Annotated in this window: 12 protein-coding genes; 9 read left to right on the top strand and 3 right to left on the bottom strand. The window is 68.5% G+C overall.

Annotation, left to right across the window (positions count from 1 at the left end):
- Positions 1 to 158: 158 nt before the first annotated feature.
- Positions 159 to 1,280 (top strand): peptidoglycan bridge formation glycyltransferase FemX, encoded by a 1,122-nt coding sequence (gene femX / locus ACIBN2_RS27410; protein WP_399138094.1) that lies wholly within the window; start codon positions 159 to 161, stop codon positions 1,278 to 1,280.
- Positions 1,281 to 1,381: 101 nt separating this feature from the next.
- Positions 1,382 to 2,413 (top strand): alanine racemase, encoded by a 1,032-nt coding sequence (locus tag ACIBN2_RS27405; RefSeq protein ID WP_399138093.1) that lies wholly within the window; start codon positions 1,382 to 1,384, stop codon positions 2,411 to 2,413.
- A 113-nt stretch (positions 2,414 to 2,526) separates the two neighbouring features.
- Here ACIBN2_RS27405 and ACIBN2_RS27400 read toward each other — a convergent pair whose 3' ends face one another.
- Together ACIBN2_RS27400 and ACIBN2_RS27395 are read right to left on the bottom strand one after the other, a co-directional pair.
- On the bottom strand, positions 2,527 to 4,035 hold the full coding sequence (locus ACIBN2_RS27400) for a glycosyltransferase family 87 protein (protein ID WP_399138092.1): 1,509 nt from the start codon (positions 4,033 to 4,035) through the stop codon (positions 2,527 to 2,529).
- 147 nt (positions 4,036 to 4,182) lie between these two features.
- The gene (locus tag ACIBN2_RS27395) at positions 4,183 to 6,840 is read right to left on the bottom strand and encodes a transglycosylase domain-containing protein (RefSeq protein WP_399138090.1); all 2,658 of its coding nucleotides are present in this window, start codon (positions 6,838 to 6,840) and stop codon (positions 4,183 to 4,185) included.
- 353 nt (positions 6,841 to 7,193) lie between these two features.
- Here ACIBN2_RS27395 and ACIBN2_RS27390 point away from each other — a divergent pair, with 353 nt between their 5' ends.
- The 4 genes from ACIBN2_RS27390 (at position 7,194) to ACIBN2_RS27375 (ending at position 10,967) form a co-directional block, all read left to right on the top strand.
- A complete protein-coding gene (locus ACIBN2_RS27390; RefSeq protein WP_399138088.1) occupies positions 7,194 to 7,877 on the top strand; it encodes a helix-turn-helix transcriptional regulator in 684 nt (227 codons plus the stop codon).
- Positions 7,878 to 7,921: 44 nt separating this feature from the next.
- Positions 7,922 to 9,004, top strand: coding sequence for an inositol-3-phosphate synthase (locus ACIBN2_RS27385; protein WP_399138086.1), 1,083 nt, complete (start codon positions 7,922 to 7,924; stop codon positions 9,002 to 9,004).
- 95 nt (positions 9,005 to 9,099) lie between these two features.
- Positions 9,100 to 10,362 carry an MFS transporter gene (locus tag ACIBN2_RS27380; RefSeq protein WP_399138085.1) on the top strand — a complete coding sequence of 421 codons (1,263 nt, stop codon included), beginning with the start codon at positions 9,100 to 9,102 and terminating at the stop codon, positions 10,360 to 10,362.
- A 125-nt stretch (positions 10,363 to 10,487) separates the two neighbouring features.
- Complete coding sequence (locus ACIBN2_RS27375; protein ID WP_399138083.1) at positions 10,488 to 10,967, top strand: hypothetical protein; 480 nt, start codon at positions 10,488 to 10,490, stop codon at positions 10,965 to 10,967.
- Positions 10,968 to 11,105: 138 nt separating this feature from the next.
- On the opposite strand, the gene ACIBN2_RS27370 is transcribed toward ACIBN2_RS27375, so the two are convergent.
- Positions 11,106 to 12,548 (bottom strand): CCA tRNA nucleotidyltransferase, encoded by a 1,443-nt coding sequence (locus ACIBN2_RS27370; protein ID WP_399138081.1) that lies wholly within the window; start codon positions 12,546 to 12,548, stop codon positions 11,106 to 11,108.
- 257 nt (positions 12,549 to 12,805) lie between these two features.
- Between ACIBN2_RS27370 and ACIBN2_RS27365 the strand changes: the two genes are divergently transcribed.
- The 3 genes from ACIBN2_RS27365 to ACIBN2_RS27355 all read left to right on the top strand — a co-directional run bounded on the left by ACIBN2_RS27365 (position 12,806) and on the right by ACIBN2_RS27355 (position 19,370).
- Positions 12,806 to 15,196, top strand: coding sequence for a DUF6049 family protein (locus ACIBN2_RS27365; RefSeq protein ID WP_399138080.1), 2,391 nt, complete (start codon positions 12,806 to 12,808; stop codon positions 15,194 to 15,196).
- A gap of 43 nt (positions 15,197 to 15,239) precedes the next feature.
- Positions 15,240 to 17,516, top strand: coding sequence for a murein biosynthesis integral membrane protein MurJ (gene murJ, locus ACIBN2_RS27360; protein ID WP_399138078.1), 2,277 nt, complete (start codon positions 15,240 to 15,242; stop codon positions 17,514 to 17,516).
- Positions 17,517 to 17,654: 138 nt separating this feature from the next.
- The gene (locus ACIBN2_RS27355) at positions 17,655 to 19,370 is read left to right on the top strand and encodes a serine/threonine protein kinase (protein ID WP_399138077.1); all 1,716 of its coding nucleotides are present in this window, start codon (positions 17,655 to 17,657) and stop codon (positions 19,368 to 19,370) included.
- The last annotated feature ends 11 nt before the right edge of the window (positions 19,371 to 19,381 follow it).

Genomic DNA, 19,381 nt, shown 5'->3' with positions numbered 1-19,381 from the left:
AACCCCCCACAAAAAGCCACGGAACGCCTCGGCAGCCCATGAGCCGGGGTGCGGGTTTCGTACGCCCACTCGGGGCGCTCACAAGGCGCAGTAGGCTTCGGCGCGAGAGCCGGAGCCCCTGAACCCATGGGGACACACCAGCCCGAGGAGCGCCCCGAATGAGCCTGACCCTGAGGACGATCAGCCGCGAGCAGCATCTGGCGTACATCCAGAGCCTGCCGTCGGCGAGCCACATGCAGGTTCCGGCCTGGGCGGACGTCAAGGCGGAGTGGCGCTCCGAGAACCTCGGCTGGTTCGACGACCGCACCGGCGAGATGGTCGGCGCGGGCCTCGTCCTCTACCGTCAGCTGCCCAAGATCAAGCGCTACCTCGCCTATCTCCCCGAGGGGCCGGTCATCAACTGGTTCGCGCCGAACCTGACCGAGTGGCTGGAACCGATGCTCGCCCACCTCAAGCAGCAGGGCGCCTTCTCCGTGAAGATGGGCCCGCCGGTGATCATCCGCCGCTGGGAGGCCGGCTCCATCAAGCAGGGCATCCAGAATCCGGACGTGAAGCGGCTGCGCGACATCGAGGCCGACTTCATCGAGCCGCGCGCCTTCGAGGTCGCCGACAAGCTGCGCCGGATGGGCTGGCAGCAGGGCGAGGACGGCGGGGCCGGCTTCGGCGACGTCCAGCCGCGCTATGTCTTCCAGGTGCCGCTGGCCAACCGCTCCCTGGAAGAGGTCCACAAGAACTTCAACCAGCTGTGGCGCCGCAACATCAAGAAGGCCGAGAAGGCCGGTGTGGAGGTCGTCCAGGGCGGCTACCAGGACCTCGAGGAATGGCAGCGGCTGTACGAGATCACGGCTGTGCGCGACCACTTCCGGCCCCGCCCGCTGTCGTACTTCCAGCGCATGTGGTCGGCCCTCAACTCCGAGGACCCCAACCGCATGCGGCTGTACTTCGCCCGGCACAACGGCGTGAACCTGTCGGCGGCGACCATGCTGATCGTCGGCGGGCACGTCTGGTACTCCTACGGCGCCTCCGACAACATCGGCCGTGAGGTCCGGCCCTCGAACGCGATGCAGTGGCGGATGCTGCGGGACGCCTACGCGCTCGGCGCGACCGTCTACGACCTGCGCGGCATCTCCGACTCGCTGGACGAGACCGACCACCTCTTCGGCCTCATCCAGTTCAAGGTGGGCACGGGCGGCCAGGCCGCCGAGTACCTCGGCGAGTGGGACTTCCCGCTCAACAAGCTGCTCCACAAGGCGCTCGACATCTACATGTCGCGCCGCTGAGCCCCATCGGTCCCGGACGTTTGCTTCGATAAGCCCGACAGCTTCGTTCGCTTCCATACCTCTGATACACCGCAGCCACCAGAAAGGTTCCAGGTCCGGCCATGGCGCTCACGCTCTACGTCGACACCGCGCGCTGGCGGGCGCATCACAAGCACGTGCAGGAGCAGTTCCCAGGGCTCGTCCCGGTCTGCAAGGGCAACGGCTACGGCTTCGGGCACGAGCGGCTGGCGGAGGAGGCCACGCGACTGGGCTCGGACGTCCTCGCCGTGGGCACGACGTACGAGGCCGCACGCATCAAGGACTTCTTCGGCGGGGACCTGCTGGTGCTGACGCCGTACCGGCGCGGCGAGGAGCCCGTTCCGCTGCCCGACCGCGTCATCCGTTCCGTGTCCTCGGTGGACGGCGTGTACGGCCTCGTGGGCGCCCGCGTGGTCATCGAGGTCATGTCCTCGATGAAGCGGCACGGCATCACCGCGCAGGAACTGCCGCAGCTGCACGCCGCCATAGAGAACGTCCGCCTCGAAGGCTTCGCCATCCACCTCCCGCTGGACCGCACCGACGGCTCGGACGCCGTCGAGGAGGTCATCGGCTGGATGGACCACCTGCGCGCGGCCCGTCTTCCGCTGCACACGATGTTCGTCAGCCACCTCAAGGCCGAGGAACTGCACCGGCTTCAGCAGCAGTTCCCGCAGACCCGTTTCCGCGCCCGCATCGGCACGCGGCTGTGGCTGGGGGACCACGACGCCACCGAGTACCGCGGGGCGGTCCTGGACGTCACGCGGGTCGCCAAGGGCGACCGCTTCGGCTACCGCCAGCAGAAGGCGGCCTCCGACGGCTTCCTCGTGGTCGTGGCGGGCGGGACGTCCCACGGGGTGGGCCTGGAGGCCCCGAAGGCGCTGCACGGCGTCATGCCGCGCGCCAAGGGCGTCGCACGGGCCGGGCTCGCCACGGTGAACCGGAACCTTTCTCCGTTCGTCTGGGGAGGCAAGCAGCGCTGGTTCGCAGAGCCGCCGCACATGCAGGTCTCCATCCTGTTCGTGCCCTCGGACGCTCCCGAGCCGCACGTCGGCGACGAGCTGGTGGCCCATCTGCGGCACACCACCACGCAGTTCGACCGCCTCATGGACCGCTGAGCGGGACGACAAACAGCCGAAAGGCCGTACACGGGCTTTCCCGCGTACGGCCTTTCCCTTTGCTCACCTTGGCTTGTGGCGGGGGCGTCGTCCGCCCGCCCGGGCCTGTTCGCTCAGAGCGAACCCTCCGCGGAGGGCGCCGTTCCGCGGCTTCCCCACTCCACCTGCGGCCCGTCGAAGTGGGCGGCGTGCCGCGGCGGATGGGCCGCAGATCCCAGGGCGAAGACATCCTCCGCGCCGTCCAGCACGCCCCCTGACGGGTCGTCGTCGCCGGCCCGACGCACCGGGTCCCGCTCGGGCATGACGATGTCGCGCACGATGACGGCGCACAGGTACAGCGTCCCCAGCAGGTGCACCCCGATGGCCCAGTAGTAGCCGTCCTCCGGCAGTCCCTTGTGAGCGTCACCGCTGGTCGTATACGCGAGGTACAGCCAGATGCCCAGGAAGTACGCGACCTCGGCCGCCTGCCAGATGAGGAAGTCCCGCCACTTCGGCCGGGCCAGCGCGGCCAGCGGGACCAGCCACAGCACGTACTGCGGCGAGTAGACCTTGTTGGTGAGGATGAACGCCGCGACGATCAGGAACGCGAGCTGGGCGAAGCGCGGGCGGCGCGGAGCCGTCATCGTGAGTACCGCGATGCCCACGCAGCACAGCACCATCAGCGCCGTGGCCAGGTTGTTGACGGTGTCGGTGGTCAGCGGGTTGGCCGACTTCCGGGCCAGGATCAGCCAGAAGGACCCGAAGTCCACGCCCCGGTCGTGGCTGAACCGGTAGAACTGCGACCAGCCATCCCAGGCGAAGAACATCACCGGCAGGTTCACCACGACCCAGGCGATGACCGCTCCCGCCAGAGCTTTGCCGAAGTCCCGCCACTTCCCCGCGCGCCAGCACAGCAGGAGCAGCGGACCGAGCAGCAGGACGGGATAGAGCTTGGCGGCCGTGGCGAGCCCCAGGAGGACACCGAAGGCGAGGGAGCGTCCCCGGGACCACATCAGCATCGCCGCGGCCGTCAGAGCGACGGCCAGCAGGTCCCAGTTGATGGTGGCGGTCAGCGCGAAGGCGGGCGCCAGAGCGACCAACAGGCCGTCCCAGGGGCGCCGGGCGTGCGTCCGTGCCACGCAGACCGCGATGACGGCCGCGCACACCATCAGCAGGCCGGCGTTGACCATCCAGTACCACTGCTCCTGGTCCTGGATGCTGCCGCTGCCGGGCGTGAGCCAGGCGGCCACCTCCATGAACACACCGGTCAGCACCGGGTACTCGAGGTACGGCATGTCTCCGGTGAGCTTGTCGAAGTACGGCACGAGCCCGTCCGCGAAACCGCGCCCCTGATAAAGGTGCGGGATGTCGGAGTAGCACGCCTTCGTGTACTGCGAGCTGGCACCGAAGAACCAGGCTCCGTGGTAACAGGGGAACTTCTGGACCAGTCCGAGGGCGAACATGCCGATCGCCACCAGCGCGACGACCCGGACGGGAGTCCACCAGGACGTCCCGAGCAGGGCACGCCGCCCGAGGGGGCCTCCGATCAGCTCGCTGCCGACCGCGGCGACCTCGTCCTCCTTGGTCGGCCGCACCGGGTCCGGTTCGTGCACGCTCGCTTGCGTCGATTCTGCGCTGGGCATGCCGCACATCCTGCCGTACGTGTCTAGGTATACGCCGAGGGTCTGGTTATACGCCGAGGGCCGCCGCACCGATCGGTGCGGCGGCCCTCGTTTCACGTGAAACATCGACCTGTTTCACGTGAAACACCCGTGCCGGGCTTTTCGGCGCTAACCGTTCCCTCCGAAGAGGCCTCCATTGCCGTTGCCTCTGCTGTTGCCGGTCCCGCTCGTATCCGTGACCGTCGGTGTCGGGCTGACACCGCCGTTCGTGCCACCTGTGGTCGTGCCGCCGGTATTCGTGCACTGCCAGTTGAACCGGCAGGAATCCGTCGGCGACGGCGTCGGACTCGTCAGCGTCTCGCTGGGGGACGGCGTCGGGGTCGGAGTGGCTTGCTGCGTGTCACTCACTGTCGGGCTGGGACTCGGGCTCGGTACGTCGTTGACAACCTCACCGAACGGCACCGGGACCGGGAAGTCCTTCGCCGGCTCGTTCTTGAGCGCCTCCGCCATGTAGTCGTGCCAGATCTCCGCCGGGAACGAGGCACCGTGGATCTTCTTCTGGCCGCCCGTCCCGTACATCTCGAGGAACTCGCGCTTCTTGTTCTTCTCGTTGTCGTCCAGGCGGAACATCGTGATGGCTGTGGACAGCTGCGGGGTGTAGCCCACGAACCAGGCGGATTTGTTGCCGTCGGTGGTACCGGTCTTGCCGGCCACGTCGCGGCCGGGCAGCTTGGCGCTGGTACCCGTGCCCTTGTCGACCACCGTCTTCAACACATCGGTGACGTTGTCGGCCACCTGCGAAGTGAAAGCCTGCTTGGCCTTGTCCTCATGGGTGAAGACCGTGCCGTCCTTGCTCGTGACCCTCTTGACGGAGAACGGGTCACGCTGCTCGCCACTGGACGCGAACGTGCCGTACGCACCCGCCATTCGGATCGCGCTCGGGTCGGAGATACCGATGGAGAACGACGGGTAGCTGGTGCCGGCGAGGCTGGTCTTCAGGATGCCGGCGTCGATCGCGGACTCCTGGACCTTGTCCAGGCCGACGTCCATACCCAGCTGGACGTAGGCGGAGTTCACCGAGAACTGCATCGCCTGACGAAGATCGATCTGGTAGTTCGGCGGATTGCCCACCGACTCGTTGCCGTCGTTCGTCTGCAGCCACTCCTTGCCCTTGTCGTCCGTCCAGACGTCCCCGTTGTACTCCTTGATCTTGAGCTTGTTCTTGCCGCTGTACAGGCTCTTGGGTGAGATCTGGGTGCGCTCGTCCTGTGCCTGCTCGGATCCGAGCTTGGGATCACGCACTCCCCACTTCATGGCCGCTGCAAGCACGAACGGCTTGAACGTCGAACCCACCTGGGCACCGGTCGCGTCGGCGTTGTCCGTGAAGTGCTTGGTCGCGTCCTCACCGCCGTAGATGGCCTTGATGGCGCCGCTCGTCGGGTCCACCGAAGCTCCGCCGAACTGGACGTGGGTGTCCGTCTTCGGGCGCTCCTTGGGGTTTATGTTCCTCTTCTGGACGTTCGACACCGACGCCTCGAGCTCCTTGACCTTCTTCTTGTCGAAGGTCGTGTAGATCGAGTAACCGCCCCGCTGCAGGTCGTTGGCGGAGATGTTGGTGTTGTTGATCAGGTAGCTCTTGGCCAGGTCGACGAGATAGCCGGTCTGGCCGCTGAGAGCGGTGTTCGAGCGCGGGTTCTTCACCGCCGGGAGCTGGGTGTACTTGGCCCGCTCCGTCTGGCTCAGGTGACCGTACTCGACCATCTTGTCGAGGGTGTTCTGCATCTGGCTCAGGGCACGCCTCTGGTTGGCCTGAGGATTGGCGGCCGGGTCGATGGAGGTCGCGCCGGCGGGATCGTAGTACGTGGCGCCCTTGAGCATCGCCGCAAGGAACGCGCACTGGCCCGGGTTCAGCTTCACGGCGTCCTTGTTGAAGTACGCCCGTGCCGCCGCCTGGATGCCGTAGGCGTTGCGTCCGTAGTAGGCGGAGTTGAGGTAGCCCTCCATGATCTGATCCTTGGGGATCGTGGCGCCCACCTTGATGGAGATGAAGATCTCCTTGAACTTGCGCGTGACCGTCTGCGACTGGTCGTCGAGGCGCGCGTTCTTGACGTACTGCTGGGTGATGGTGGAGCCACCCTGCGTCGCACCGCCGCTGGCCATGTTGAAGACCGCGCGGGCGATGCCCTTCGGGTCGATGCCGCTGTCGGTGTAGAAGGTCTTGTTCTCCTGGGAGACGACGGCGTACTGCATCGCCTTGGGGATCTGCGAGAGGTTGACGGCCTGGCGGTTCGTCTCGCCACCCGTGGCGACCATCTCGCTGCCGTCGTTCCAGTAGAAGACGTTGTTCTGCGCCTTCGCGGCCAGTGCCACGTTCGGGACGCTCACCATGGCGTAGCCGATGCCCGCGACTGCCACGAGGCTGCCGACGAAGCCGATGAACAGGCCTGTCACCAGCTTCCACGACGGCATCCATCGCGCCACGCCGTACTTGCCCGCGCGCGGATAATCAATGAAGCGCTTCTTGGCAGGGACCGCAGAGCGTCCCCTTCCGGGCCCCGCGGGACCGCCGGGTGCGCCGCGTCGACCTCCGCGGCCCGGCTCGGCCGCCCTTCGGCGGCCACCTCCGGTTCTCTGGGCCGCGCGGCGGGCCTCGGCGCGGCCACTGTAGGACCGCTCCTCGTCTCCCGACCCATATGCGTCGGAGGGAGATCCGGTGGCGCCTCGCGGTGCCGCACGGCGGCCGGAGGACGAGCCGGACGGGCCGCGTCGTGCCGCGGCGCGCCCTCCTCCCTGCGGCTGCGGCGGTTTGCGACGGTGCTCGCTCATCGAACGACTACTCCTCGGGCAGGCGCACCCTTGTGCGCCTGGAGACGGCAGCTGGTTTCCGGTCCCCCCGAAATACGGATGTGGTCGATCCCGCATTCATCCGTACGGCACCTAGGACGAGGACGCCCCCTTGCGTCACTCGGTTCCCGCTGATGTGCATGGCGCACAGACTACGCACCGTCAAAACCCGCCGAGCCCCGAAGTTCACCCCAAACCGGACAACTTGCCTCGGATGAATAAGTGGTGTGATCCCGTTCACCGTCTCCCCACTTGTCCCATCCGGAAGGCCGTTCTATCGTCTTGATGTATCGAGTCGATACATCGGAGCGAGATAAGGACGAGGAGGCGAGGGGATGAGCCGGAGGTCCGGGATCCTCGAGTTCGCCGTACTCGGCCTGCTCCGCGAGTCCCCGATGCACGGCTACGAGCTGCGGAAGCGGCTCAACACGTCACTGGGTGTGTTCCGTGCGTTCAGTTACGGGACGCTCTACCCCTGCCTCAAGACGCTGGTCGCCAACGGCTGGTTGATCGAGGAGTCGGGACACGCTCCTGAGGACGCCCTCGCCGCAACACTCGCAGGGCGTCGCGCCAAGATCGTCTACCGGTTGACGGCGGAAGGTAAGGAGCACTTCGAGGAACTGCTCTCGCAGACGGGTCCGGACGCGTACGAGGACGAGCACTTCGCCGCCCGTTTCGCGTTCTTCGGGCAGACGTCACGCGACGTACGCGTGCGCGTGCTCGAGGGCCGCCGGAGCAGGCTGGAGGAGCGTCTGGAGAAGATGCGCGCCTCCTTCACCCGCACCCGGGAGCGCCTCGACGACTACACGCTTGAGCTCCAGCGCCACGGAATGGAGTCCGTGGAGCGCGAAGTGCGCTGGCTGAACGAGCTCATCGAGAGCGAGCGGGCCGGACGGGACCTGAAGGGTCCTGCCTCCGGGGGGTCCGCTCAGCAGGACAACATCACTGGATCGACGGGCGGCCTGCCCCGTCCCGGGGACACCCCCAGGACGGATACGCCCGGCGACACCGCCACGTGAGAGCCCGGTCAGGGCCTCACTCGTACACACAGGGAGCAACCGGAATGGGTTCGGTTCGCGTAGCCGTCGTCGGCGTGGGCAACTGCGCCGCGTCGCTGGTGCAGGGAGTCGAGTACTACAAGGACGCCGACCCGGCGTCGAGGGTCCCCGGCCTGATGCATGTGCAGTTCGGTGACTACCACGTGCGTGACGTGGAGTTCGTCGCCGCGTTCGACGTCGACGCGAAGAAGGTCGGCCTCGACCTGGCGGACGCGATCGGCGCCTCCGAGAACAACACCATCAAGATCTGCGACGTGCCCTCCACCGGCGTCACGGTGCAGCGCGGCCACACCCTCGACGGTCTCGGCAAGTACTACCGCGAGACCATCGAGGAGTCCGAGGCCGAGCCGGTCGACGTCGTCAAGGTCCTCAAGGACAAGCAGGTCGACGTCCTGGTCTGCTACCTGCCGGTGGGTTCCGAGGACGCGGCGAAGTTCTACGCCCAGTGCGCCATCGACGCCAAGGTCGCCTTCGTCAACGCCCTTCCGGTCTTCATCGCCGGCACCAAGGAGTGGGCGGACAAGTTCACCGAGGCGGGCGTCCCGATCGTCGGTGACGACATCAAGTCGCAGGTCGGCGCCACCATCACGCACCGCGTCATGGCGAAGCTGTTCGAGGACCGGGGTGTCATCCTCGACCGCACGATGCAGCTGAACGTCGGCGGCAACATGGACTTCAAGAACATGCTCGAGCGCGAGCGCCTGGAGTCCAAGAAGATCTCCAAGACGCAGGCGGTCACCTCGCAGATCCGCGACCGCGAGCTCGGCGAGGGCAACGTCCACATCGGCCCGTCCGACTGGGTGGCCTGGCTCGACGACCGCAAGTGGGCGTACGTCCGCCTCGAGGGCCGCGCCTTCGGCGACGTCCCGCTGAACCTGGAGTACAAGCTCGAGGTCTGGGACTCCCCGAACTCCGCCGGTGTCATCATCGACGCCGTGCGCGCCGCGAAGATCGCCAAGGACCGCGGCATCGCCGGTCCGATCCTGTCGGCGTCCTCGTACTTCATGAAGTCCCCGCCGGTCCAGTACTTCGACGACGAGGCCCGCGAGAACGTCGAGAAGTTCATCAAGGGAGAGGTCGAGCGCTAAAACGCGCTCCCCCAGCTCAAAACGCTCCTGCCAGGGCTCTGAGGGTCCCCGGGTCACCCGACCCGGGGACCTCCCCATATGTGAAGCTGTGCCTCATGGCCGTCGTCCGTGACCTGCGCGTCCTCCTGCGCTTCGCGAACTTCCGGCGCCTGCTCGCCGTCCGCCTGCTCTCCCAGGGCGCCGACGGCGTGTACCAGGTCGCTCTCGCCGCCTACGTCGTCTTCTCGCCGGAGAAGCAGACCTCGGCCGCCGCGATCGCCTCCGCGATGGCCGTCCTGCTGCTCCCGTACTCGCTCGTGGGCCCCTTCGCCGGCGTCCTCCTGGACCGCTGGCGCCGCCGCCAGGTCTTCCTCTACGGCAACCTGCTGCGCGCCGTGATGGCCTCGGGGACGGCCCTTCTGATCCTCAGCCACGTCCCGGACTGGCTCTTCTACGCCTCGGCGCTGTGTGTCACCGCCGTCAACCGCTTCGTCCTCGCGGGGCTGTCCGCCGCGCTGCCACGCGTCGTGGACACCGAGCGCCTCGTGATGGCCAACTCCCTGTCTCCGACGGCCGGTACCCTCGCGGCGGCCGCGGGCGGCGGCCTCGCCTTCGTCGTACGACTGGTGGTCGCGGACTCCGACGCGGCGGTGGTACTGCTGGGCGCGATCCTCTACCTGTGCGCGGCCCTGGCGTCCCTGCGCCTCAAGCCGGAACAGCTGGGCCCGGACCAGGGGTTGGTTCAGCCGCACCTGGCGGCAGCCCTCACCGGCACGGCCCGCGACCTGGCGGCAGCGGTACGGCATCTCGCCGCGCCACCCCGACGGGAGGCCGCCTGGTCGCTTCTCGCGATGACCCTGATGAGGTTCTGCTACGGCGCCCTGCTGGTCATGCTGCTGATGCTCTGCCGGTACTCCTTCACCTCGAACACGGACGCGGGGCTGCGGCTGCTGGGGACCGCTCTGGGTACGTCGGCGGCCGGCTTCTTCGCGGCAGCCGTGGTGACGCCCTGGGCCGCGGGGCAGCTCGGCCCGGGCCGCTGGATCGCCGTGTGCGCCGCCGCGGCCGCGATCCTGGAGCCGTCCCTCGGTCTCCCGTTCGCCGTCGGCCCCATGCTCGTCGCGACGTTCGTCCTGGGGCTGACGACCCAGGGCGCGAAGATCGCGACGGACACGATCGTCCAGTCCTCCGTGGAGGACGGCTTCCGCGGCCGGATCTTCTCCGTCTACGACGTGCTGTTCAACGTCGCCTTCGTCGGCGCCGCCGCGGTGGCCGCGCTGATGCTGCCGCCGGACGGCCGTTCTGTACCGCTGGTGGTCACAGTCGCCGTTGTCTACGGGGCAGTTGCGGCGGCTATGGCCCGCTTTGAACGTCGGTAAGTGTCACATCAAAGCCACAGAGTCCCCCTCAACTTCAGAACTGTCAGTGGGGCCCGGTAACTTACGTGCGTCTTACGCGCCTCTTATGTGCGCACGCTCACCAACTCATCTAGGGGGACCCCTAAGTGTCGACTCCGCCGCCCCAGGGCCAAAACCCGTTCGCACAGGGCCAGCAGCAGCCTTACGGCCAGCCTCAGGCCCAGGCCCCGTACCCGCCCCAGGGCGGCAACCCCTTCGGCCAGGGCGGGGTGCCCACCGCTCCGGTGCCTCCGGCGCCGCCCACCCGGCGTTTCAACAAGAAGGTGCTTCGCATCGTCGGGATCATCGTGCTCGCGATAATCATCGGCGTGGTCAAGTGGCAGCTCGGCAAGACCGACGCCGAGACCACTTCCAAGGGCAGCTGCATGCACAACACGGGCACCCAGTCCGACCCGAAGCTCAAGACGGTCGACTGCTCCTCGAGCGACGCCCAGTACAAGGTCGTGGAGAAGTTCGACAACACCAGCGACGACAGCAAGTGCAAGACTGTCGCGGACGCGGAGATCGCCTACTACCAGACGGGCGACAGTCACGACGTCGTCCTCTGCCTGAAGACGGTCAAGTAGGACGAGAGCAGCAAGCGCTAGGCGATGTTTCACGTGAAACATCGCCACCAGAGCCCTGAGAACGCCGCATCGGACACACCCGGTGCGGCGTTCGTGTGCGGGCATGTTTCACGTGAAACATGCCCGCCCTCTGCCGCATCAGCTCTGCTCGGCCCACCACTGCTTGAGCGCCGCCACCGCCGCGTCGTGCTCCATCGGCCCGTTCTCCAGTCGCAGTTCCAGCATCTGCTGGTACGCGCGGCCGATCACCGGACCGGGGCCGACCCCCAGGATCTCCATGATCTGGTTGCCGTCGAGGTCCGGCCGGATCGCGTCCAGCTCTTCCTGCTCCTGGAGTTGAGCGATGCGCTCCTCCAGACCGTCGTACGCGCGCGACAGGGCCGCCGCCTTGCGCTTGTTGCGGGTCGTGCAGTCCGAGCGGGTCAGCTTGTGGAGGGGCTCGAGGAGCGGGCCGGCGTCACGGACGTAGCGACGGACCGCCGAGTCCGTCCACTCGCCGGTGCCGTAGCCGTGAAAGCGCAGGTGGAGCTCGACCAGGCGTGAGACGTCCTTCACGAGCTCGTTGGAGTACTTGAGCGCCGTCATGCGCTTCTTCGTCATCTTCGCGCCGACCACCTCGTGGTGGTGGAAGGAGACCCGGCCGTCCTTCTCGAACCGGCGCGTGCGCGGCTTTCCGATGTCGTGCAGCAGAGCCGCCAGCCGCAGCGTCAGGTCGGGACCGTTCTTCTCCAGCGCGATCGCCTGCTCCAGGACGATCAGCGTGTGCTCGTAGACGTCCTTGTGACGGTGGTGCTCGTCGCTCTCCAGACGCAGCGCCGGCAGCTCGGGCAGGACGTAGTCGGCGAGGCCGGTATCGACGAGCAACGTCAGCCCCTTGCGCGGGTGCGCGGAAAGGATCAGCTTGTTCAGCTCCTCCCGCACCCGCTCCGCCGAGACGATCTCGATCCGCCCGGCCATCTCCTTCATCGCCGCCACGACCTCGGGAGCCACCTCGAAGTCGAGCTGCGCGGCGAAGCGCGCCGCGCGCATCATCCGCAGCGGGTCGTCGGAGAAGGACGCCTCGGGAGTGCCAGGGGTGCGCAGCACACGCGCGGCCAGGTCGGCCTGTCCGTCGTGCGGATCGATGAACTTCCTCTCGGGGAGCGCGACCGCCATCGCGTTGACCGTGAAGTCGCGGCGGACGAGGTCTTCCTCGATGGAGTCGCCGTACGACACCTCGGGCTTGCGCGAGGTCCGGTCGTAGGCCTCCGAACGGAAGGTCGTCACCTCGATCTGGTAGCCGTCCTTCTGCGCACCGACCGTGCCGAAGGCGATGCCGACCTCCCACAGAGCGTCCGCCCACGGCCGGACGATCTTGAGGACGTCCTCAGGGCGGGCGTCGGTCGTGAAGTCGAGGTCGTTGCCGAGCCGGCCGAGCAGCGCGTCCCTGACCGAACCGCCGACGAGGGCGAGTGAAAATCCCGCCTCCTGGAAACGGCGGGCGAGGTCGTCGGCGACAGGGGCAACCCGCAGTGATTCGCTCGGCACGCGGTGCGACTCCTGGCTCGGGGCGCTGAGGTGGGCTTCGTTGGCGTTCGGCACAACAGAAGAGGGTACGTGGCCCGGGCGGGCGCAAGCGCCTCCATTAAGAGGGGACGAACATCTCCCTGGATACGGGTACAGGACCCGCCCCCCGCGCGTACGGTGACGCTCTGCTTATACAGGAAGATAAGGGGTGAACTGACTCGGTCCCCCGATCTTGTGGGACGGTCCGCGGCACTTCCCCTCAGCGCGCATCGTTACGATGCGTGGACGCACATTCCGACGACCACTGACGACGACGAGGGACGGGCGAGCGCGTGGCCGAGGCGGCAGACTTCCAGGGGACGACTCCCTCACCTGCCCGCCGCTGGCTGCGGCGCACCGGGGCGCTGCTCGCCGCGGCGCCTCTTCTGGCCGGTCTTCTCCAACTGCACTCCGCGACTTCCGCGGAAGCGGCTGGTCAGACGTCCGTGAAGGACGCCTCCGGCTCGGGCTCGGTGGCCGTCGCCGTCGACTCGCTCACCCCCAACCTGCCCACGGAAGGCGACACGCTGACCGTGTCGGGCACGGTGACCAACAACGGCAGGCAGACCGTCACCGGCGCGCATGTGGGCCTGCGCCTGGGCCCCAAGCTGGCCACGCGCTCGGCCGTCGACGACGCCGCCGGCGGCGGTGACAGCCTCCGGGGCGCGACCGGCACGGAGGTCGGCGGCAAGTACGTCGAGAAGTTCGCCAAGCTCACTCCAGGGGTCGCCCAGCAATTCAGCATCTCCGTGCCGGTCGACAAGCTGGACCTCGGAAGCGACGGGATCTACCAGTTCGCCGTGTCGCTGAACGGCCAGACGTCCGCGGAACCCTGGGACCAGGTCCTCGGCATCCAGCGGACCTTCCTGCCGTGGCAGCCCCAAGAGGCCGACACGAAGACGAAGACGACATTCCTGTGGCCGCTCATCTCCACGGTCCACATGACCGCGGAGACGGGCTCGAACGAGCAGCAGACGCCGGTCTTCCTCAACGACGACCTCGCCAAGGAGATCTCCCCGGGCGGACGCCTCGACGAGATGCTGTCCCTGGGCAAGGACCTCGACGTCACCTGGGTGATCGACCCGGACCTGCTCGCCTCCGTCGACGCGATGACCCGCAGCTACCGGGTGCGGACCGGCGACAACACCACCGCGGTGGGAACCCACCAGGCGGTCGCCAAGCAGTGGCTGGCCGATCTGCAGACGGCGGTGGCGGACAAGGAGGTCGTCGCGCTGCCCTTCGCCGACCCGGACGTGGCCTCCCTCGCGCACAACGGCACGAGCGTCACCGGATCGCTGAGCCACCTCAAGGACGCCACCGACGTCGTCGCCAACACGGTCGAGCCGATCCTCCACGTGAAGCCGGCCACCGACTTCGCTTGGCCGGTGGACGGCGCGGTCGACCCTTCCATCGTCAAGGTCGCCACCTCCGCGGGTGCCGATCAGGTGATCGCGCGCAGCGACAGCCTCCAGGAGACCGGCGGTCTGCCCTACACGCCGTCCGCCGCCCGCCCGATCGGCGGCGGAACGACGGCGGTGGTCGCGGACGCCCGCCTGTCGACGGCCTTCCAGGGCGACCTCACGAAGGCGTCCGCCGGCACGCTCGCCGTGCAGCGGTTCCTCGCCCAGAGCCTCGCGCTCGACCTCCAGTCGGACAAGCAGCGCAGCATCGTCGTCGCCCCGCAGCGCATGCCCACGACGGGCCAGGCCCAGGCGATGGCCGCCGCGATCACCGCCCTCGAGGGCGGCACCTGGTCCGACGCCCAGCAGCTCACGTCGGCCGCCAAGGCCAAGCCGGACCCGGGCGCCACGACGAAGGTGCCGTCGACCACCGCGTACCCCTCCTCGCTGCGCAGGCAGGAGCTGCCGCGCTCGGCCTTCGAAGCGATCGCCGCCACCCAGGACAAGCTCGACAACTTCACGGTGGTCCTCTCCGACGAGTCCCGGGTGGTGACCCCCTTCGGGCGGGCGACGAACCGCGGGATGTCCACGTCATGGCGCGGCCGCCCGGAAGCGGCGCAGAGCTTCCGCACCAACGTGGAAGACCACCTCAACGTTCTGGCGGACCAGGTCAAGCTGATCGACAAGTCCCCCACCAAGCTGTCAGGACGCAGCGCCACGATCCCCGTGACCGTCCAGAACAACCTGGTGCAGGGCGTCGGCCACCTGGTGCTGCGCCTCACCTCGACGAACCCCACCCGCCTCCAGGTCGGCGGCCACGCCTACGACGAGCAGCAGGTGACGGTCTCCGGAGGGCACGCCCAGACGGTGAAGTTCACCACGTCGGCCAAGGCCAACGGACAGGCGACGCTGGTCGCCCAGCTGTACACGGAGGACGGCCAGGAGTACGGCCAGCCCGTCACCTTCGACGTCAAGGTCACCGAGTTCACGGCCACGGTGATGCTGGTCATCGGCGGCGGCTTCCTCCTGCTGGTCCTCGCCGGCTTCCGCATGTACACGCAGCGCAAGCGGGCGGCCGCCCGTGAGGCCGAGGAAGACGGCCCCGACGAGGCGGGCGACGCCGCTGACGGGCCCGAGAACCCCGAGGGCCCGGACGACCGTCTCACCGAGGAGTCCGGCACCGACGCCCGGGCGGACGAGCCTGAGCAGCCGAGTGACCCGACACCGGACACCGCATCCGAAAGCGCCGACCCGTCCGCCACGGGTGAGAGAGTGGACCGTTGAGGACGCGTGGCCAGTGGGCCCGGGACGATGAGGTGGGGTAACCATGAACGCGCCGTACGACGGTGACCGCGGCCGGTCCGCGGGCGACTCGGGTCCACCCGAGGGTCCGCAGCCCGAGCACGGCCAGGCGCAGCAGCAGCCTCCCGCCGACATGTACCTCCAGGACGCCTACGACCAGGACCCCTACCGGGCACAGGACCTCGCCGCGCAGGACCCGGTCGCCGAGGCCCTCTACGACCGCGCCGCGCACCCTCCGCCGCCCCCGGGCACCTACCAGCCGCAGCAGCCGCTGTACTCCCAGCCGCAGCAGTCCCAGTACTCACCCGACCCGCGGGTGTGGGCCCAGCCGCCCGCGCCGGAGCCGGACGGCCCCACCCAGTACCTGCCCTACGGCGACGATCCCCGGAGAACCCAGTTCGTGGGCGTCGACGACCTGGTCACCCAGGCCGGCGAGGAGCACCACGAGCCGGACGCCTTCGCGCACCTCTTCCGGGACCAGCAGCAGGGCAACGGCTACCTGCCGTCGGACACCCCGTCGGTGCCGGGTCCCGCACCTGCCCCGGGCGTGCCGTCACCTGCGCCGCAGTACCCGGCGCCGGGCGCCCCCGCACCGGGGGCCGACCAGACCCTGAACCTCGGCGCCACGCCCGTCGCTCCTCCCGCTCCCGCGTCCGTCCCGGCGCAGAAGGGCGGGAAGGCCGGCGGCCTGCTCAAGTCGAGCGCGGTGATGGCGGCGGGCACGATGGTCTCCCGCCTCACTGGCTTCATCCGCTCCGCCCTGATCGTCTCGGCACTCGGCGTCGGCCTGCTCGGTGACACCTTCCAGGTCGCCTACCAGCTGCCGACCATGATCTACATCCTCACCGTCGGCGGCGGCCTCAACTCCGTCTTCGTACCCCAGCTGGTGCGCGCGATGAAGGAGGACGAGGACGGCGGCGAGGCCTACGCCAACCGGCTGCTGACCCTGGTCATGGTCGCCCTGGGCGCCCTCACGGTGCTGGCGGTCCTCGGCGCCCCGCTCCTGATCCGCCTGCTGTCCGACTCGGTCGCCGGCGATCCGGCGGCCAACGAGGTCGGCGTCACCTTCGTCCGCTACTTCCTGCCCTCGATCTTCTTCATGGGCGTCCACGTGGTGATGGGGCAGGTCCTCAACGCACGCGGGAAGTTCGGCGCGATGATGTGGACGCCGGTCCTCAACAACATCGTCATCATCGTGACGCTCGGCATGTTCATCTGGGTGTACGGCACCGCGGCCGACTCCGGCATGAAGGTCACGACCATCCCGCCGGAGGGCCAGCGGCTCCTCGGCATCGGTGTCCTGCTCGGCCTCGCCGTCCAGGCGCTGGCGATGATCCCGTACCTGAGCGAGACCGGGTTCCGGCTGCGACTGCGGTTCGACTGGAGGGGCCACGGCCTCGGCAAGGCCGTCACGCTCGCCAAGTGGACCGTCCTGTTCGTCCTCGCCAACCAGGCCGGCGCCATCGTCGTCTCGCAGCTGTCGACCGCGGCGGGCAAGAAGTCGCCCGTCGACGGCACCGGCTTCGCCGCCTACGCCAACGCCCAGCTGATCTGGGGCCTGCCGCAGGCGATCATCACGGTCTCCCTGATGGCGGCTCTGCTGCCGCGCATCTCGCGCTCCGCGGCCGAGAGCGACAGCGGCGCCGTACGTGACGACATCTCGCAGGGCCTGCGCACCACGGCTGTCGCCATCGTGCCGATCGCCTTCGGTTTCCTCGCCCTCGGCATCCCGATGTGCACGCTGATCTTCGGCTCCTCGGGTACCAGCGAGGCCACCAACATGGGGTTCATGCTGATGGCCTTCGCCCTCGGCCTGATCCCGTACTCCGTTCAGTACGTCGTCCTGCGCGCTTTCTACGCCTACGAGGACACCCGGACGCCCTTCTACAACACGGTCATCGTGGCCGCCGTCAACGCGGGCGCCTCGGTGCTCTGCTACGTGGCGCTGCCGCCGCGCTGGGCCGTGGCCGGCATGGCCGCCTCGTACGGCCTCGCCTACGCGATCGGCGTCGGTGTCGCCTGGAACCGGCTGCGCAAGCGGCTGGGCGGCGACCTGGACGGCGCCCGCGTCCTGCGGACGTACGCACGACTGGCCATCGCCTCGGTGCCGGCGGCGCTGCTCAGCGGCTTGGCCTGCTACGAAATCGGCCACACGCTCGGCCAGGGCGTCGTCGGATCCTTCGCCTCGCTGCTGGTCGGCGGGGCGGTTCTGCTCGGGATCTTCTTCGTCGCCGCACGAAAGATGCGCATCGAGGAACTTAACTCGCTGGTCGGCATGGTGCGCGGACGTCTGGGGCGCTGAGGCAGGGGTACGCGCACAACCATCGTCCGCCACCGTGTGTCGTGCATAGCGGCGGACTGTGGGCACAATTGGTTTCGGCGTCGGACGGCGCGCACGGAAGTCGGTCGGCGCGCAAGGAATGGGGAGGCAGGAACGACGGTGGCGGAACGGAGCACGGCTGCCGTCGACGTGGCAGACAACAGCGGTGACGAGCCGCTGACCGCAGAGGCGGACCAGTCCACGGCCGACGGGGTGGCCCAGAACCGGGAGCGGGACACGGAGATCGACGAGGCACAGGGGAGCGGCGGGACCGAGGGTCCTGAGAAGGCCTCACCACTCGAGCTGCACAGCGGCCACAAACTTGCCAGACGGTACCGGCTCGAGGAGTGCGTCACCCGTCTGGACGGATTCAGCAGCTGGCGTGCTGTGGACGAGAAACTTCGCCGTGCCGTCGGCGTCCATCTCCTGCCCGCGGACCATTCGCGGGCGCGTTCGGTACTGGCCGCGGCCCGTTCCGCGGCGCTGCTCGGCGACCCTCGCTTCGTCCAGGTGCTGGACGCCGTCGAGGAGAACGAACTCGTCTACGTCGTCCACGAGTGGCTGCCCGACGCCGTCGAGCTGACCACCCTGCTCGCCACCGGCCCCATGGAGCCGCACGACGCCTACCAGATGGTCAGCCAGATCGGCTCCGCGATGGCCGCCGCTCATCGCGAGGGTCTGGCCCATCTGCGGCTGAACCCCAACGCCGTGCTGCGCACCTCCAGCGGCCAGTGGCGCATCCGTGGCCTCGCCGTGAGCGCCGCGCTGCGCGGCATCAGTTCCGCCACACCCCAGCGCACCGACACGGAATCCGTCGGCGCCCTCCTGTACGCGGGTCTCACCCAGCGCTGGCCGTACGAGAGCGACGCCTACGGCCTGTCGGGGCTGCCCAAGGACGTCGGGCTGATCGCACCCGACCAGGTGCGGGCCAACGTCCACCGCGGTCTGTCCGAGCTCTCCATGCGCGCGCTCGCCAACGACGGGGCGACCGCCTCCCGGCACGAGTCGCCGTGCACGACGCCTGAGGAGCTGGTGAAGGCGATCGGCGAGATGCCCCGCATCCGCCCGCCGGAGCCCACCTTCACGGCGCCGCCGGAGTATCAGCGCACCACGTACCAGCAGGGCACGTACGGCCGTCCCGCAGCGCACCCCGGCGCCACCCGGCCGGTGCCGGCGCCTCCGGCCCCGCTGCAGAGCCGTACCGGCAAGGCCCTGAAGTGGGCCGTCTCGGCCCTGCTGATCGCCGCCCTGGGTCTGGGCAGCTGGCAGCTCGCGGATGCCCTCATGGACAACAGCGGCAAGTCCGACGACACCAACAAGACCCAGACGACCGGCGGCAACAAGGGCGGCGGCAAGAACGCCCCGGTCACGCTGCTCAAGATCGACAACGCGCAGGAGTACGCCGCCGAGGGGTCCCTCCAGGCGCCCGGGGACGCCAGGCTGACGTACGACGGCAGCAGCTCCACCTACTGGCGGACCAAGAGCTACAACTCCGGTCCCAAGCTCGCGCCGTACAAGCCAGGAGTGGGCATCGTCTACCAGCTCAGCGCTGCGCAGACGATCTCGACGGCGACGATAGGGCTGCGATACCCGGGTGACCACACGACGGTCCACCTGTACGCCACCGACTCTCTGTCCCCCTCGACGTCGGTCGACGGGATGAAGGAGATCGGAACCGCCACCACGAGTGGCACCTCTCTCACGGTGAAGGCTTCGAACAAGCTCAAGACCCAGTACGTGCTGCTGTGGATCACGGACGTGCCGAAGGCACCCCAGGACAGCTACAGCAGCGCCGGCTACAAGCAGGCCGTCACGGACGTGAAGTTCACCGGCTGATCAGGTACCGC

Source organism: Streptomyces sp. NPDC050534, assembly GCF_044457745.1.
Lineage (GTDB): Bacteria > Actinomycetota > Actinomycetes > Streptomycetales > Streptomycetaceae > Streptomyces.
The sequence above is the reverse complement of the archived record's forward strand: the minus strand, read 5'-3'. Positions and strand labels throughout refer to the sequence as shown.

Bases quoted from the DNA above. Each gene is read 5' to 3' on its own strand.
- femX (WP_399138094.1), top strand. From the start codon at position 159: ATGAGCCTGACCCTGAGGACGATCAGCCGCGAGCAGCATCTGGCGTAC.
- ACIBN2_RS27405 (WP_399138093.1), top strand. From the start codon at position 1,382: ATGGCGCTCACGCTCTACGTCGACACCGCGCGCTGGCGGGCGCATCAC.
- ACIBN2_RS27400 (WP_399138092.1), bottom strand. From the start codon at position 4,035: ATGCCCAGCGCAGAATCGACGCAAGCGAGCGTGCACGAACCGGACCCG.
- ACIBN2_RS27395 (WP_399138090.1), bottom strand. From the start codon at position 6,840: ATGAGCGAGCACCGTCGCAAACCGCCGCAGCCGCAGGGAGGAGGGCGC.
- ACIBN2_RS27390 (WP_399138088.1), top strand. From the start codon at position 7,194: ATGAGCCGGAGGTCCGGGATCCTCGAGTTCGCCGTACTCGGCCTGCTC.
- ACIBN2_RS27385 (WP_399138086.1), top strand. From the start codon at position 7,922: ATGGGTTCGGTTCGCGTAGCCGTCGTCGGCGTGGGCAACTGCGCCGCG.
- ACIBN2_RS27380 (WP_399138085.1), top strand. From the start codon at position 9,100: ATGGCCGTCGTCCGTGACCTGCGCGTCCTCCTGCGCTTCGCGAACTTC.
- murJ (WP_399138078.1), top strand. From the start codon at position 15,240: ATGAACGCGCCGTACGACGGTGACCGCGGCCGGTCCGCGGGCGACTCG.